The sequence below is a fragment of the Paenirhizobium daejeonense genome (assembly GCF_014280875.1).
Taxonomy (GTDB): domain Bacteria; phylum Pseudomonadota; class Alphaproteobacteria; order Rhizobiales; family Rhizobiaceae; genus Allorhizobium; species Allorhizobium daejeonense.
Map to the genome: position 1 here is coordinate 22579 of NZ_JACLAL010000002.1, position 14888 is coordinate 37466.

Consider the following 14888-nt stretch of genomic DNA (forward strand, 5'->3'; position numbering starts at 1 on the left):
ATTTGGCATGATAACCCGCCTTGACTTATATCAAGCAGCGGCGAAGCGTCGCAATTCATACGAAGTACACTATGTGGAGATCTATTTTCGCAGGATGATAGCGCAGTTCGGGCCATTCCGCTCGCTTCCATTCACCGACCAGCAACAAAAAACCACGCCTCGGAAGGCGTGGTTCGAGAGAGCGAGATGGCGCGGGTTGGGCGGAAGGGCGTTCGCCATACCGCCGCAACCCCTTTGGGACTTATTCGCCGCCACCCAGCGAATGGACGTAGACCGTCAGCTCCTTGACGGTGGCGTCACCCAGGCGAGCATTCCAGGCCGGCATGACGCCGTGCTTCGGATGCGAGACCTGCGCGGCGATTTCCGCTTCGCCGTTGACCTTCAGCCAGATGGCGTCTGCAAGGTTTGGAGCACCGAAATCGCGACCGCCCTTGGCGTCTTCGCCGTGGCAGGAAGCGCAGTTATCTGCAAAGACCTGCTTGCCGGGCTCGACGAGGGCTGCATCCGAAGGAGTGCCGGTCAGGCTGACGACGTAGGCGGCAACCTGCTTGACCTGTTCCGGCTCGAGAATGTCGGCGAAGGCCGGCATTTCCGAAACGCGGGTATCCGGATCGCTGTCGTAGCGAATGCCGTGGGAGATCGTGGTGTAGAGCGATTCCAGATCACCACCCCACAGCCAGTCGTCGTCGTTGAGGTTCGGATAACCGACCCCGCCCGAAGCGCCCGAGCCGTGGCAGGGCGTGCAGTTCACCTTGAACGCTGCAGCACCGCCAGCCGTGGCGAACTGGGCCAGTTCCGGGTCGGCAACGATCTCGGCCAGCGGGAGCGCGGCAATCTTCTCGACGAAGACGGACTGCGCAGCCTTGGCCTCGTTGAGTTCGGCCGCAACCTGGGCACGGCTGGAGAAGCCCAGTACCCCTTTGGTGTTCTCCTTCAGCAGCGGCCAGGCCGGATAGGCGATCGTGTAACCAATGGCCCACAGGATCGTCAGATAGAAGGTATAAACCCACCAGCGCGGCATCGGGTTGTTCAGTTCACGAATGCCGTCCCACTCGTGGCCAGTGGTTTCGACGCCACTGATTTCGTCAATGTGCTTTTGTGCCATCTCTTAGTCCTCCTTGAGAGGGATGCTTGCTGCATCATCGGCCGATTTCTTTCCGCCGGGCCGCAAGGTGAACACGACGACGCCCACGAAGAACAACGTCATGCCGAGCAAGCCCCAGCTGTCTGCGAAGTGGCGCATGGCCGTATAGGTTTCCATGTGCTCCTCCTCAGCGGTAACCGGTCGCGTCGTCGTAGGTCGAGAAGTCTACGAGCGTACCAAGCATCTGGAGATAGGCGATCAGGGCATCCATTTCGGTAAGCTGAGCCGGATTGCCATCGAAATCGCCGACCTTGGCCTTCGGATAGCGTTCGAGCAGCGCCGTTGTGTCCGCATTCGGATCCGCCTGGGCGGCAAGATCCGCCGTGGCGTTCTCGATCATTTCGTCCGTGTAGGGAACGCCAACGGTGCGGTTGGCCTTCAGATCCATGGCGACGTCGGTGATCTTGAGCGGAGTCGTCTTCAAGAAGGAGTAGCTCGGCATGATCGATTCCGGCACGACATCGCGCGGCTCGGTCAGGTGCTGAACGTGCCACTCATTCGAGTAGCGGTCGCCGACGCGGGCGAGATCGGGCCCCGTCCGCTTCGAGCCCCACTGGAACGGATGGTCGTACATCGACTCCGCCGCCAGCGAGTAGTGGCCATAGCGCTCCACCTCGTCGCGGAACGGACGGATCATCTGGCTGTGACAGACATAGCAGCCTTCACGGATGTAGATGTTCCGGCCCGCGAGTTCGAGCGGCGAGTAAGGCCGCATTCCCTCGACCTTCTCGATGGTGTTCTCGAGATAGAACAGCGGGGCGATTTCCACGATACCGCCGATGGTCACCACCAGCAGGGATCCGAGGAACAGAAGGCTTGTGTTCTTCTCGAGGATTGCGTGTTTATCAAGAATAGACATGAAAGCCTTCCTTCTTATTCAGCCGGCTGGACAGCAGCGGCAGGAACGGTAGAGCCCGGGATCGGAGCTTCCTGGCGTTCATAGCCGAGGATCGTCATCAGCACGTTGTAGGCCATGACGATGCCACCCAGGAGGTAGAGACCACCACCGACGGCACGCAGCACGTAGTACGGGAACAATGCAGCGACCGATTCTGCGAACGAGTAGACCAGGAAGCCCTGGCTGTCGTATTCGCGCCACATCAGACCCTGCTGGATACCGGCGACCCACAGAACGGCGGCGTAGATGACGATGCCGAGAGTTGCGAGCCAGAAGTGCCAGTTGACCAGGCGCAGCGAGTAAAGACGGTTTCGGTTCCATAGCTTCGGGGTCAGGTAGTAGACGGCACCGAAAGTGATCATGCCGACCCAGCCGAGAGCGCCCGAATGAACGTGACCGATGGTCCAGTCGGTATAGTGGCTGAGCGAGTTGACCGCCTTGATCGACATCATCGGGCCTTCGAAGGTCGACATGCCGTAGAAGGCGATGGCGATAACCATCATGCGGACGATCGGGTCGGTACGGATCTTGTCCCATGCGCCCGAGAGCGTCATCAGACCGTTGATCATGCCACCCCAGGAGGGCATCCACAACATGATCGAGAAGACCATGCCGAGTGTCTGGGCCCAGTCGGGCAGCGCTGTGTAATGCAGGTGGTGCGGACCGGCCCAGATGTACATGAAGATCAGAGCCCAGAAGTGGATGATCGACAGGCGATAGGAATAGACCGGACGACCGGCCTGCTTCGGCACGAAATAGTACATCATGCCGAGGAAGCCCGCAGTCAGGAAGAAGCCGACGGCGTTATGGCCATACCACCACTGGGTCAGTGCATCCTGTACACCCGAGAAGAGCGAGTAGCTCTTGTAGCCGAGGAAGGACACCGGCATCGACAGATTGTTGACGATGTGCAGCATCGCGATGGTGACGATGAACGACAGGTAGAACCAGTTCGCGACATAGATGTGCGATTCCTTGCGGGTGAAGATCGTTCCGATGAAGGCGATCAGGTAGGCAACCCAGACCACGGTCAGCCAGAGGTCGACATACCATTCCGGTTCAGCGTATTCGCGGCCTTCGGTGATACCGAGCAGGTATCCGGTCGCAGCCATCACGATGAACAGGTTGTAGCCCCAGAACACGAACCAGCCGAGCGAGCCGCCGAAGAGGCGCTGGCGCGACGTGCGCTGCACCACATAAAAGGACGTGGCGATCAGCGCATTGCCACCGAAGGCGAAAATGACTGCAGACGTATGCAAGGGACGCATGCGGCCAAAATTAAACCACGGTTCGATATTTAGATCCGGGAATGCCAGCTGAAGGGCCACGACGACGCCAACCAGAAAGCCGACCACACCCCAAAACACCGTTGCGATGACGCCGTATTTGACCACTTCGTCAAAATATTCGGATTTGATCTGAGCTGCAGTCTTTGCGTTCACGGGCGCGAACTGCATTCGCCGCAGCATTACGATTGTGCCCGCTGTGAGCACGAAGAACGCAACCCACATATGGGTCGCGAACAGGCTGTCGTAAGCGAAAGCCGCCCCCAGCAGCGCGGCGAAGGCGAGTACCGCCATCACCATTGTTTCTAACGTGTAATTCATTGTTGGAATCCCCCAACGGCTTGCTGATCATTCACAGGGATCGTCTCTTCGTTCGCGAGCAGATTCCCCCTGCGTCGTTTGCAGAATTCGCATTCAAGCCGAGAAGACACCTTGATCCAAATCAATGCAAGGGGAAGCTCTTTTAGGAAATGTTGCATCGTCGCCCGATTGCTTCGCGTTTTATAGGGGAAGAGCGCGGAATGCCTTGTTTTGGCGGCAACGGGGGACCGCTGGAAACAAGAGACAACACTGTACGCGACCTATCGACGCGCCGGAGAAAGCGGATATGCACGGCAAGACAACAAACAATGATCCGGACAACGGAGCAGGTCCCTTCCCGCCACTCAAAATACTCAGGGATGAGCGACGCTCAGTCGCCTGGCTTTGCTCGGCCCATGAGGAGCAGCTTGCGCTTTGCGCCGAGCTTGAAGAGATTGCTGATTCTCTTCCGGCCAGCATCAACCGGCAGAAATGTATCTATGCCGCCAAGGCGCTGGGGCCGTTGATCAAGGGTGTTCACCACTACGAGGAAACGGTACTTTTTCCGTGGATCGAGAACGCAATGTCCGCTGCACCGCGAATGCACGATACGCTTGACCGGCTGAAATTCGAGCATTTCGAGGACGAATGCTTCGCCGAGGAACTGACGGACGCCTTGCTCAAGCTCGGTTCCGGCATGCCGGTTAACATGGAGGCCGTCGGTTACATGTTACGTGGTTTCTTTGAGGGCATGCGCCGCCACATCGCCTTCGAGCGGGAATACCTGCTACCGCAGCTTCCGAGTGATGCCGCAACAACGGGGCCAAACTGAACGGGATGGGATGGGGAAGATCCTTCGACGGTCTTGCCCGAACGCAGAAAACCCGGAGTCAGGCGGCTATTTCGTCCGCCGCCTTCACCCCATCCATCAGCGTCATGACCGCACCGATCACATCGCCGCGCGACGTCCGTAGCGGCGTAAGTCTGCAGCGCATGAGGCTGCAACGGCTCTCCACGCGATGGAAATAGCTGGAATCCACACGCTCGCCGGCAAAGCAGCGATCAAGGTTCCGTTCGATCGCGACACTGGCCTCGATGTCACCCAGAAAATCGAAGATCCGGCGTCCGACCAGATCGAGCGGCGTGCTTCCGACAAAATTCGCATGCGCGGGGTTGGCGTAGAGATAGCGGTAGTCGAGCGTAACAACTGCGACGCGATCGGGAAGATTATTCAGTATTGACTCGTTGAGGAGATCGTCCTCACCCAGACCCGACACCCTGGGAGCGTCTGCCGGAATATCACTGCAAAGCTTCGCTTCAGAACCGAAATACCGATCCAGCAGGATCGAAAGGGTTGCCGCGTGCCGGAGCACGCAGGACCGATCATCGGCGTCCTCACGGATCAGGTTGCCGACAAAACGAAGTTGAAGCTGTACTTCCTGCATGTCCGCCGCCCGATAGTTAACAACGGCCGAAATCAACGGGTCGAGCTCCCGGTCGAGCAACCGCACAAGGCGATCATCGCCAACACGGATCGCCTGTTGAAGCTGCACGCTCTTCATCGAAACCGCCTCGAACAGGGGCTGCAGACGCTCTTGATGGGACTCGTTTGAGGTCAATTGGCACTACCCCTAGACAACACCGCCGCACGCAGCGAAGACGCACACAAAATACAACCAAAGGTCTCATCTTGCTTCCAGCGGGTTAACATGAATGTATCTCACGTTCAACTAGCTAAAACTCAGGTATTGCCGAGGCTCCGTTCTGACCCATTCTTCGCGAGGCATATATCAACGGGTCACTTGTAACGATACAGTAGGGCCTTTGCGACACATGCGACTGCATCGCAAAAGCAATACGCAGACTGCAACCTACTGATATAGACTAAAGATTCTTCTTGATGTTCCAGCGGTCGTGATACCAGAGCCATTGCTCCGGATATTGCCGCACCCAGGATTCAACCTTGTCGTTGAGATACTGGGCCGTGCCCTGCACGTCGATGCGGCCGTCCTTGTCGCGCGGCAGCTCAACCTTCGGCTCGATTTCCAGCCGGTAGCGGTTGTTGGGAAGGCGGATGCAGCGGGCCGGATAGACCTCACAACCGAACTGCCGCACAAGTTTGGCGAGCAGCGGATTGGTGCGGACATCCTGACCGAAGAAGGTCGTCGGCTGACCCTTCTTGAATTTCTGGTCGACGAGAACGCCGACGCCTGCGCCGGCTTCGAGCTGACGGGCCAGCTGGAAGGAAGAACCGGCATGCGAAGGCACGAGATTGCCCATGCGGGCGCGACGGAAGTCGAAGACCATGTCGGCGATATAGGGATTGTTCGGCGGACGGAACAGCACGGTCACATAGAGACCGAAAGCAGCACCTGCCACCGGCAGCATCTCGAAATTGCCAGTATGAGCGGTGAACACGATAAACGGACGCGGATTCTCCAAAAGATCGATGAAGATCGGAACGCCCGAAACTTCGACCCTGCCCTCACCCTGACGCTCCGGATCAAAATCGAAAAGCTCGTCCAGAAAGACGTATTCCGCAAGCTGACGACCCATATGCCCCCAGGCGTCGGCGGCTATCCTGTCGATCTCGGCCTCACTCTTCTCCGGAAAGGCATTGCGGAGATTGGTCAGCATCAGCTTGTGGCGCGACGTCTTGGGTCCGATAAAGCGGACCACCCGGTCAGCGGCGTTGATTGCCGCATCGGCCGGCAGGAATTTCAGCACTCGCAACAGGATGAGAACCAGCTTCGCCACCAGCCATTGCGGGAAACGACGAAACGCCAGAACGATCTTTGTGATGAGCGGCCGCAAGGGTCAGTCCATCTTGAGGATGATCTTGCCGAACACCTGCCGCCCCTCCATGCGGGCGAGCGCGCGGTCGATGTCTTCAAGGCCGACTTCCGTATCGATCACCGGGTGCACGATGCCGCGCGCCATCTTCTGCATGGCATTCGCCATGTTCTCCATGCGGCAACCGAAGGAGCCGAGCAGCTTCAACTGCTGCTGGAACAGCATCATCAGGTTCATGTCGGTCGACACGCCAGAGGTCGAACCGCAGGTGACGAGACGTCCGCCGCGCTTGAGGCAAAGCATGGAGCCTGCCCAGGTATCCTTCCCGACATGTTCGAAGACGACGTCGACGCCCTTCTTCTTGGTCAGCTTGCGCACGACGCCTTCGAAACGGTCGGTGCGGTAGTTGATGACGTGATCGGCGCCAAGCGCCTTTGCCCCTTCGATCTTGTCGTCCGAACCGACGGTGGTGATGACTGCGCAGCCGATCTTCTTGGCCAGCTGGATCGCAGCCGTCCCGATGCCGGAACCGCCTGCGTGAACCAGAATGGTCTCACCGGATTCGAGCTTGGCGTTGTCGAACAGCATGTGCTCGACGGTGCCGAAGGTGACGGGAGCGACGGCGGCCGCGACAGCATCGATGCCCGGAGGCGCCGGTACGAGCTGTCGAGCCGGAATGTTCATCTTTTCCTGCGCGAAGCCGTCAAGATGGAAACCATGGACGCCGCCGACATGTTCGCAGAGATTGTCACGGCCTTCGCGGCAGGGCTTGCAGAGACCGCAGACGCGTGCGCCATAGACGGAAACGAGCTGACCCGGCAACACATTGGAGACGCCCGGACCGATCGCCTCGACCACACCTGATGCTTCGGCGCCGATGGTCAGCGGCATCTTGCGCTTGGCAAAGGCCATGCCGCGCCATCCCCAGACGTCGATGTGGTTGAGCGCGACAGCCTTGACGCGCAACGTCACCTCGCCCGGACCCGGTGCTTCCGGTTCCGGCAGATCCACGATTTCAAGCTTGCGGTCTTCGACGAGCTGGAGTGCGCGCATAAGGTCTATCCTCGCGCCCTGAGGGCGTTCTTATCTGGTAACTGAATTGCGTGTGATCCGTGGCTTAAGCCGGTTCACGCGTCATGACAAGGCTGGCGTTCTGCCCGCCGAAGCCGAAGGAGTTCGACAGCACGACCGAGACATCGGCCGACCGCTTCACGTTCGGGACCACGTCGAGAACGATCGCCGGATCGGGATTGACGTAGTTGATCGTCGGCGGAACCGTTCCCGTCAGCATCGTCTGGATCGAGAACACGGCTTCGACCGCACCTGCAGCCGTCAGCGTGTGGCCGATCATCGACTTGTTGGACGAAACCGGAATCCGGTCCTTCAACCGTTCGCCGAAGACGGAAAGCATCGCGCCGTATTCCATCTTGTCGTTCTCGGGCGTCGATGTGCCGTGGGCGTTGATATAGCCCACCGCTTCTTCCGAAAGGCCGGCATCTTCAAGCGCCGCCCGGATCGTGGCAATTGCAGGTCCGCCGTCCGGCGAGGAGCGCGTGCGGTGGAAATGGTCGGCCTTCTCGCCGCAGCCCTTCATGATACCGAGCACCTTGGCGCCGCGGGCGACCGCGGATTCCAGGGATTCCAGCACCAGCGTCGCAGCGCCTTCGGCGATGACGAAACCGTCGCGATCCTTGCTGAACGGCTTGGAAGCCTTTTCCGGTGGATCGTTCTGGGTGGAGAGAGCAGAAAGCAGGGCAAAGCGGATCAGCGCTTCAGCCCCGACCGAACCGTCGGTCGCAACCGTCAACGCCCGTTCCGTGCGCCCCTGGCGAATTGCCTCAACGCCGAGCTGGATCGCGGTAGCGCCGGAAGCGCAGGCGGTCGACAGTGTTACCGGAAGTCCGCGCGTGCCGAAACGATCGGCGAGCCGCTCGGAAATCGAACCGAACTGAACGGCTTCCATAAACACCGGATCGGCCTTTGCGCGCATGGCGGCCAGAAGGCGATGATATGCATGGCCCTCGTTATCTTCCGGCGGTGTGCGTTCAGCGAGATTGAAGCGGTCATCCCATTCCGGCTCGACCGGCGGAGCAGCAAGAAACAGCGGGCCGTCGAAATCACCGGAAATGCCCGCCTGTGCCAGCGCTTCGATGGTGGTTTCGCGCGCCATGGCATAGGAGCGCTCGACCGCGTTCACTGCCGGCAGTTCGATGAAATCCACGGTACCGCTGATGCGCGTGTTCAGGCCCTCGGTCGGGAAACGCGAGATCTTGTGAATGCCGGATACGCCGCCGGTCAGCTTTTCCCAGTTGTCGGAAAGGCCCTGTCCGAGCGAGGTGATGACGCCCATGCCGGTCACGGCGATGATGGGACGGCCAAGATGGTCCTTGAAACGAGATTCCGTCATGATCCTATCTCCTCACGCTTCGGCCGAAAGATGCGCCATGCCTTCGCCGCGCACATATCCCACCGTCGTCACCACGGCATCCGTCGCCGGCTTTGTCATGACACCTTCGTTCTTTTCGTCGAAGGATGGCACCACCGACTTCGCATCGAGCGCAAGTGCGGCAAGAGCGAGGCCGAGCGGGAACTGAGCCTCGAGCGCATGACCCGTGACGCCGCCGAAGCCGCGCAACGATGCGCCCGGAAACGCACCCTCAAGAACCGTCTTCTCCCGGGCGGAGAGGTCACACATGCCGCTTGCACCGGAAAGCACGAGCGTACCCTCGCCGGCTCCGGCGGCGACCGACGATGCCATGCGGCTCAGGCGCTTTTCGAGCCCGCCATCTTCACGCCGGCCGCGGTCACCTTCGATGGCGTCGATCGAGGCATAGATATGTGCGCCGCGCGCTTCCGCATGCTCCCGTGACTCGAGCATCAGGAATGCGCCGACAGTGCCGAGCACCATACCGCCACCATGATCCGGCTGGCGCTGCCACAGCGGATGCCAGTCGCCGGTCGCATGGGCCTGGATGCCTTCGACCAGCAGGAAGATGTCGTCGCGGTCGGCAATGAATGCGCCACCGACGAGCGTGTGTGTCGACTGACCGGCCTGGATGCGAGCAAACGCAGTCTCGACGGCGGAAATACCGGCGGCCTCTTCACCCATGAAGGTGCGCGAGGAACCTGTGACCTTGTGCACGATCGAGATGTTGCCCGCCATCAGATTGGAAAGCTGCGCGAGGAAAAGCGTCGGGCGCAGTTCGGTGGTGAGCTTCTCGTTGACCAGCTGGGCGCGGTCGTTGCGCTTCAGCCCCTCGTTGACGATCAGCGTATCGACGTTGATATCGCGCTCGCCGCCGCCGGCAGCAACGATCATGTCCATGGTCGAGCAAGCCTCGGCGTCGTCCTTCAGGCCGGCATCATCGAGAGCGAGACCCGCGGCATAGACGCCGAGCCGCTGCCAGTTTTCCATCTGGCGCTGGTCACCACGCTTGGCGATCTGCTGCGACCAGTCGATCTCGGGCATGGGATGAACCGGATACGGCTTGAACTTTTCCGTCTCGACGACGGGAGCCGGAGCGCCGGCGGCAGACAGAAGCGCGACATGCGGCTCCTTGCCGGTTCCGTGGCACGTCACGATTCCGATGCCGGTGATCACCACATCATTCGGTTTTTTGACCATCTTCAATCCTCTCGCCGGAACGGTTCCGGCGCAGCGGGCCACAGCGTCGACCGGCCCGCATCCGTCAAGAACGACCAGCCGCCCGGAGAATACTATCGGGCGGCGGCAATAGCCTCCATGAGGCCGATTTCGGTGGCACGCTTGCGCACGATATCGGCAAGCGGCACCTCGCTGAATGGCATGGTCCGGAGCTTGAGCTGCGCGTCGCAGACCTTCTTGCCCTCGGACGAAATCTTCGCCTTGGTTACGGCGAAGCCGGAGCCGTCGTGTTCCAACTGTGCCTCGATGTCAAGCACCGCGCCGGGTTCGACGAAGGTGCGCATCTTGGCGCCGTCGACCGACATCAGGAACGGCATGGCGGTAAAGTCCTTCACCGCCAGCAGCATCATGCCGGAAGCCTGCGCCATGGTTTCGATCAGGAGAACGCCGGGAACGAGCGGCATGCCGGGAAAATGCCCCTCGAAGACGGGGCTTGCCTGCGGCACGACGGACCTTGCCTTAAGCATGCCAAGGCCGAGGTCAACGGCCTCGACCTTGTCGATCATCTGGAAATATTCAAGCAGCATCGGAAACCTTCGCCTTAGAGCGTTGTGCGTCCATCAGTACGCACAAACGACGCTCTAACATCTTGATTCCGCGCATCGAGTTCTCCGAAAATCGAATCCGATTTTCGGACCGATGCGCCAAGGCGGATCAGCCCTTGGCTGCCCTCAACTCGTCGATCTTTGCGCAGAGGTTCTTCAGCACGAAGTATTCTTCGGTCGAAACCTTGCCTTCGTTGACTTCCTGCGTCCACTGCTCGAGCGGGATCTTGATGCCGAATTCCTTGTCGATCGCGAAAACGATGTCGAGGAAGTCCAGGCTGTCGATGCCGAGGTCGTCGATCGTATGGCTTTCCGGCGTAATCGTCTCGCGGTCGATTTCGCTCGTTTCAGCGATGATGTCGGCAACTTTGTCGAATGTAGCGGTCACGCCAATACCTCATATGTCGAAAATCTGAGTTCCACATAGGGAAAACCATTCTAAAAGCCAATGGCAAGTTTCACCAATCGCGAAATTTGCAGTCGAGGTGTTGCTCAACTCAAACAGCGACGGAATGGCGACCCTTGCCGTTTGCCAGATAGCTGTCGAAAACGGCCGCGACGCTGCGTGCAAAAGGCTTGCCCGCTTCAGTGAGCCGGAAGTCATCATTGACGATCTCGCAGATGCCGTCGCCGTTGCGTGCACAGAACTCCCGCGCCTCGGCGATCACCACTTCGCCCACCTGCGGATAGAGGCTGCGGACACCATTAAACGAGAAGCCGAAACGACACATGATCTGCTCGATAACATGCGCACGCAGCCGGTCGTCCTCGCTGAGTTCGATCCCGCGCACCACGGTCAGCCCGTCCGCATCGGCAAGCCGTTCATATTCACCGGTGGCCGGCATGTTCTGCACATAGCCCTGCGGCAACTGACCGATCGAGGAGGCGCCAAGCCCGATCAGAGCTTCGGCGGCATCGTCTGTATAGCCCTGGAAATTGCGCCGGAGCTTTCCATGACGAGCGGCGATCGCGAGCCGGTCGTCAGGCCGGGCGAAATGGTCGATGCCGATCGGCTCGTAGCCGGCTTCGACCAGCATGGTCGCCGCTCTGGTCATCTGCCGGAAACGTTCCTCTATGCCTGGCAGCGCATCCTCGGGGATCATCGTCTGGTGCTTCTTCATCCATGGCACATGCGCATAGCCGAAGAGTGCAATCCGGTCAGGCGAGAGCGAAATGATGTCGCGCACTGTCGTCTCAAGGGTCTCGAGAGTCTGGTAGGGCAAACCATAAAGAATGTCGCAGTTGACCGAATGAACACCCCTCGCCCTGACGGCATCGACGACGGATTTCGTCTGCTCGAAGGTCTGGATGCGGTTGATGGTCTTCTGGACCTTGGGGTTGAAGTCCTGCACACCGAGGCTCGCACGGGTCATGCCGATGGCGGCCAGCGCGTCATAGCGCGCCTCATCAAGATCGTTTGGGTCCATCTCGACGCTGATCTCGACATCGTCACCGAAGGCAAACGCGTCGCGCAACGCCTTCATCAGGTCCACCATATCTTCCGGTGCGACCATCGTCGGGGAGCCGCCGCCGAAATGCACCGCTGAAACCTTGGCATCCCTGCTGACGAGGCTGCCGACCCGCGCGATCTCGCGCTTCAGCGACTTCAGATAGGCCGCGATCGGTTCGTATTTCAGCGTATGCTTGGTATGACAGGCACAGAACCAGCACAGACGATCGCAATACGGAATATGCAAATACAGTGAAATATCCTGCCCTGCGCCGAGTTCACCAAGCCACTGTGCATATTTGCCGCAGTCTATACCTTCGTAGAAGTGTGGCGCCGTGGGATAGCTGGTGTAGCGCGGGACAGCGCCGGAATACTTGGCAAGAAGCGAGTTTTGCATGGATCTATCCGCAGTCTCGAAAATATCAGGAATACTCCCCTGATACGCTGGGTCGCAGCCCCTGCCTTTGACTTCGATCAATTTGCTGGTAGATTAACGCTAGGAGTTCAACTAGAAATCGCTGGCCTTTGGGCATGCTGCTGCGTCAGGAACCAGCGTGGTAGCCGTGGTTTAAGATGCCGGACAGGAACTGCTGGAAATGGACGTACTGAAAAGAACGACAGCCGAATGCGAGGCCCCGACGGTCTGTCGAGCCTGCGAAGCACGTCATGGCGGCGTCTGTGCCGCCTTGAGCTTCACCCAGCTTGCTGAACTCAACAAGCATTCGAGCCGCCGGAAGATTTCGGCCGGCGAGGAAGTTATCGGCCAGGGCGAGCGCGTTTCGAGCTACAGCAACATTCTGAACGGTGTGGTGAAGCTCTCCAAGATGATGGCTGACGGCCGTCAGCAGATCGTCGGCTTGCAGTTCGCGCCCGATTTCCTGGGCCGCCCCTTCCTTGGCGAGAGCACCATCACGGCGGAAGCCGCGACCGATACCGAGATCTGTACCTTCCCGCGCCCCCTCATCGACCGCATGGTCGGCGAAGCACCGGATCTGGAGCGCAAGCTGCATATCCAGTCGCTGAAGGAACTGGACGAGGCGCGCGACTGGATGCTGACGCTCGGCCGCAAGACCGCCCAGGAAAAGGTTGCAAGCTTCCTCCACCTGATCGCGACACATATCGATCCGGACAAGGGTAGCGCCACCACCTTCGACTTGCCGCTGTCCCGCGCCGATATCGCCGACTTCCTCGGCCTTACCATCGAGACCGTCAGCCGCCAGATGACCAAGCTGCGCAAGGACGGGATCATCGTGATCGAGAACAATCGCCATGTAGTCGTTCCCGATCTCAATCGCCTGCGCTATGCGGCCGGTAACGACTGATAGTCACCGGCCAAGGCTTCAACATCTGAAAACCGAACGACTGCTACTTGTCCGGCTTTAGCGAGTGATGATGATTCGCGTATTGTCGAGGCCGTTCGCCGTCGCCATGGAGAAGAAGCGCGCCGCATTGTCCGGATGCAGGCGAATGCAGCCATGGGACGCTGGCGAACCGAGCCGCTTCAGGTCGAAGGTGGCGTGGACCGCGTAACCACCCTTGAAGAAGATCGCGAACGGCATCGGCGCATTGTCATACTTGCGCGAGCGATGATCCTTCGACGCCCACTTGGCGCTATAGCTGCCGACCGGCGTGACATAGCCCTTGCGCGCGGTGGAGACCTTCCAGCGATATTTGACGAAGCCGTTCTGCGAAACGGTCATGGTCTGTGTGGAAATGTTGATTTTCGCCGTGAGCATGCTCGCTTCCGCCAGAACCGGAGCGAATTGCAGGGCAAGAAAGGCCGAAGCCGCAATAAGCAGTTTACGCATGATGTCCCCTGTCGATTTCCTGTTTCTCAGGATTTTTGCAAGGGGCAGTTATAGTAGAAAGCTCGATATATCCGGTTAAGCTGAAGAGCTAAAATAATATGAACACTCGAACTCATTTGGACTCAATTCAGGCGGACATCAAACGACAATGAGCTTGTTCCATATGTCCTCTTCACTTCGCTACAGTTTCGATCTGAACGATCTTGAGTTTTGAAAATGCAGCGACCTTCGCGAACGTAGTCCTACTCCATTCGGACATTTCGGCCGGCAGGAGTGTGTTGAGGTAAAACGCCTTCGAGATAATAGCATGTAGATTATCATGCAAAATGGTTGCAAAATCCACTCGCCAGTAAGCGCGTTCATGCGGTATCCGTTGCTGATCTCTGTCGCCGGAAAACACAAGCTCGCAGAATTCAAGTTGTTGCTCCGCCTGGGAGCACTCAGCCCAGCCTACCACGACACCTTTCCGCCAATAAACCAATGCACGCACCTTGGATGTCGGAGCCCCCGCTATTAGACATTGTCCGGCAGGTTCAGCCAGTTCCTGCTCGATCAGCTTTTCCTGATCTGTCTGCTCAGGCGCCTTTGATGCTCGCTCCAGTTGAGACCACAGGACTGTAGGATCACATCGTTCCCCTGAGCCCAGGCGTAATTCAGTCGCGATTGAATTCGTCAGATCACGAGGCAGGATCTTTTCTACCGCATCTGGAACAAGTTCCTCCTCGGGAGAATACTGCGAAAACAATGTAATCCCGACAAAAACCGGAAATCCGCAATGGTTGGCGTCTCCGGCCATGCATTCGGGGAGTATACGGCTTGCCGGTATCTTGACGTATTCAGCTATGGGAGAGGACGAATGAGAAAGATCAGGCGTCGATAGAAAAATGACGAAAGAACAAGGTATGCTGATGAGAGATTGCCGGATATAATAGGGCAAAAGCATCGGCCACCATCTTTCAATGAATAATTAGCAAGACTGTTTCTGAAATAGGACGAGGCA

16 protein-coding genes are annotated in these 14888 nt (G+C 58.8%); 2 read left to right on the top strand and 14 right to left on the bottom strand.

Going from position 1 to position 14888, the window contains the following annotated elements; all coding sequences use genetic code 11:
* Nucleotides 1-241: 241 nt before the first annotated feature.
* From ccoP to ccoN, 4 genes are read right to left on the bottom strand one after another with little or no spacing between them, the layout of a single operon-like run.
* Nucleotides 242-1105 (bottom strand): cytochrome-c oxidase, cbb3-type subunit III, encoded by an 864-nt coding sequence (gene ccoP / locus H4I99_RS03765; RefSeq protein WP_163899244.1) that lies wholly within the window; start codon nt 1103-1105, stop codon nt 242-244.
* 3 nt (nt 1106-1108) lie between these two features.
* A complete protein-coding gene (locus tag H4I99_RS03770; protein WP_163899247.1) occupies nt 1109-1261 on the bottom strand; it encodes a cbb3-type cytochrome c oxidase subunit 3 in 153 nt (50 codons plus the stop codon).
* Between the two features lie 10 nt (nt 1262-1271).
* Nucleotides 1272-2003 carry a cytochrome-c oxidase, cbb3-type subunit II gene (gene ccoO / locus H4I99_RS03775; protein WP_163899250.1) on the bottom strand — a complete coding sequence of 244 codons (732 nt, stop codon included), beginning with the start codon at nt 2001-2003 and terminating at the stop codon, nt 1272-1274.
* A 14-nt stretch (nt 2004-2017) separates the two neighbouring features.
* Nucleotides 2018-3649 (bottom strand): cytochrome-c oxidase, cbb3-type subunit I, encoded by a 1632-nt coding sequence (ccoN, locus tag H4I99_RS03780; protein WP_163899253.1) that lies wholly within the window; start codon nt 3647-3649, stop codon nt 2018-2020.
* A gap of 286 nt (nt 3650-3935) precedes the next feature.
* On the opposite strand from ccoN, the gene H4I99_RS03785 reads away from it, so the two are divergent.
* Entirely contained in the window at nt 3936-4460 is a 525-nt protein-coding gene (locus tag H4I99_RS03785; RefSeq protein ID WP_163899256.1) for a hemerythrin domain-containing protein, read from the top strand.
* A gap of 58 nt (nt 4461-4518) precedes the next feature.
* On the opposite strand, the gene H4I99_RS03790 is transcribed toward H4I99_RS03785, so the two are convergent.
* From H4I99_RS03790 to hemN, 8 genes are all read right to left on the bottom strand, one after another.
* Nucleotides 4519-5190, bottom strand: a complete 672-nt coding sequence (locus H4I99_RS03790) for a PAS domain-containing protein (protein WP_244624901.1) — start codon at nt 5188-5190, stop codon at nt 4519-4521.
* A gap of 322 nt (nt 5191-5512) precedes the next feature.
* Entirely contained in the window at nt 5513-6442 is a 930-nt protein-coding gene (locus H4I99_RS03795; RefSeq protein ID WP_163899263.1) for a lipid A biosynthesis lauroyl acyltransferase, read from the bottom strand.
* A gap of 3 nt (nt 6443-6445) precedes the next feature.
* Complete coding sequence (locus tag H4I99_RS03800) at nt 6446-7474, bottom strand: zinc-binding dehydrogenase (protein WP_163899267.1); 1029 nt, start codon at nt 7472-7474, stop codon at nt 6446-6448.
* A 64-nt stretch (nt 7475-7538) separates the two neighbouring features.
* The gene (locus H4I99_RS03805) at nt 7539-8828 is read right to left on the bottom strand and encodes a beta-ketoacyl-ACP synthase (protein WP_163899270.1); all 1290 of its coding nucleotides are present in this window, start codon (nt 8826-8828) and stop codon (nt 7539-7541) included.
* A 12-nt stretch (nt 8829-8840) separates the two neighbouring features.
* Nucleotides 8841-10046 (bottom strand): beta-ketoacyl-ACP synthase, encoded by a 1206-nt coding sequence (locus H4I99_RS03810; RefSeq protein WP_163899274.1) that lies wholly within the window; start codon nt 10044-10046, stop codon nt 8841-8843.
* Nucleotides 10047-10138: 92 nt separating this feature from the next.
* A complete protein-coding gene (locus H4I99_RS03815) occupies nt 10139-10612 on the bottom strand; it encodes an ApeI family dehydratase (RefSeq protein ID WP_163899276.1) in 474 nt (157 codons plus the stop codon).
* A gap of 127 nt (nt 10613-10739) precedes the next feature.
* Nucleotides 10740-11018 (bottom strand): acyl carrier protein, encoded by a 279-nt coding sequence (locus tag H4I99_RS03820; RefSeq protein WP_003502893.1) that lies wholly within the window; start codon nt 11016-11018, stop codon nt 10740-10742.
* A 109-nt stretch (nt 11019-11127) separates the two neighbouring features.
* A complete protein-coding gene (hemN, locus tag H4I99_RS03825) occupies nt 11128-12477 on the bottom strand; it encodes an oxygen-independent coproporphyrinogen III oxidase (protein WP_163899279.1) in 1350 nt (449 codons plus the stop codon).
* 199 nt (nt 12478-12676) lie between these two features.
* On the opposite strand from hemN, the gene H4I99_RS03830 reads away from it, so the two are divergent.
* On the top strand, nt 12677-13402 hold the full coding sequence (locus H4I99_RS03830; RefSeq protein ID WP_163899282.1) for a Crp/Fnr family transcriptional regulator: 726 nt from the start codon (nt 12677-12679) through the stop codon (nt 13400-13402).
* Nucleotides 13403-13459: 57 nt separating this feature from the next.
* Here the strand turns inward: H4I99_RS03830 and H4I99_RS03835 are convergent, their stop codons facing one another.
* Entirely contained in the window at nt 13460-13888 is a 429-nt protein-coding gene (locus H4I99_RS03835) for a L,D-transpeptidase (RefSeq protein ID WP_163899285.1), read from the bottom strand.
* Nucleotides 13889-14060: 172 nt separating this feature from the next.
* Nucleotides 14061-14831 carry a hypothetical protein gene (locus H4I99_RS03840; RefSeq protein ID WP_163899288.1) on the bottom strand — a complete coding sequence of 257 codons (771 nt, stop codon included), beginning with the start codon at nt 14829-14831 and terminating at the stop codon, nt 14061-14063.
* Nucleotides 14832-14888 lie beyond the last annotated feature (57 nt).

Excerpts from the sequence above, each read along its gene's own strand:
- ccoP (WP_163899244.1), bottom strand. The coding sequence starts at position 1,105 with ATGGCACAAAAGCACATTGACGAAATCAGTGGCGTCGAAACCACTGGC.
- H4I99_RS03770 (WP_163899247.1), bottom strand. The coding sequence starts at position 1,261 with ATGGAAACCTATACGGCCATGCGCCACTTCGCAGACAGCTGGGGCTTG.
- ccoO (WP_163899250.1), bottom strand. The coding sequence starts at position 2,003 with ATGTCTATTCTTGATAAACACGCAATCCTCGAGAAGAACACAAGCCTT.
- ccoN (WP_163899253.1), bottom strand. The coding sequence starts at position 3,649 with ATGAATTACACGTTAGAAACAATGGTGATGGCGGTACTCGCCTTCGCC.
- H4I99_RS03785 (WP_163899256.1), top strand. The coding sequence starts at position 3,936 with ATGCACGGCAAGACAACAAACAATGATCCGGACAACGGAGCAGGTCCC.
- H4I99_RS03790 (WP_244624901.1), bottom strand. The coding sequence starts at position 5,190 with ATGAAGAGCGTGCAGCTTCAACAGGCGATCCGTGTTGGCGATGATCGC.
- H4I99_RS03800 (WP_163899267.1), bottom strand. The coding sequence starts at position 7,474 with ATGCGCGCACTCCAGCTCGTCGAAGACCGCAAGCTTGAAATCGTGGAT.
- H4I99_RS03805 (WP_163899270.1), bottom strand. The coding sequence starts at position 8,828 with ATGACGGAATCTCGTTTCAAGGACCATCTTGGCCGTCCCATCATCGCC.
- H4I99_RS03810 (WP_163899274.1), bottom strand. The coding sequence starts at position 10,046 with ATGGTCAAAAAACCGAATGATGTGGTGATCACCGGCATCGGAATCGTG.
- H4I99_RS03815 (WP_163899276.1), bottom strand. The coding sequence starts at position 10,612 with ATGCTGCTTGAATATTTCCAGATGATCGACAAGGTCGAGGCCGTTGAC.
- hemN (WP_163899279.1), bottom strand. The coding sequence starts at position 12,477 with ATGCAAAACTCGCTTCTTGCCAAGTATTCCGGCGCTGTCCCGCGCTAC.
- H4I99_RS03830 (WP_163899282.1), top strand. The coding sequence starts at position 12,677 with ATGGACGTACTGAAAAGAACGACAGCCGAATGCGAGGCCCCGACGGTC.
- H4I99_RS03835 (WP_163899285.1), bottom strand. The coding sequence starts at position 13,888 with ATGCGTAAACTGCTTATTGCGGCTTCGGCCTTTCTTGCCCTGCAATTC.
- H4I99_RS03840 (WP_163899288.1), bottom strand. The coding sequence starts at position 14,831 with ATGCTTTTGCCCTATTATATCCGGCAATCTCTCATCAGCATACCTTGT.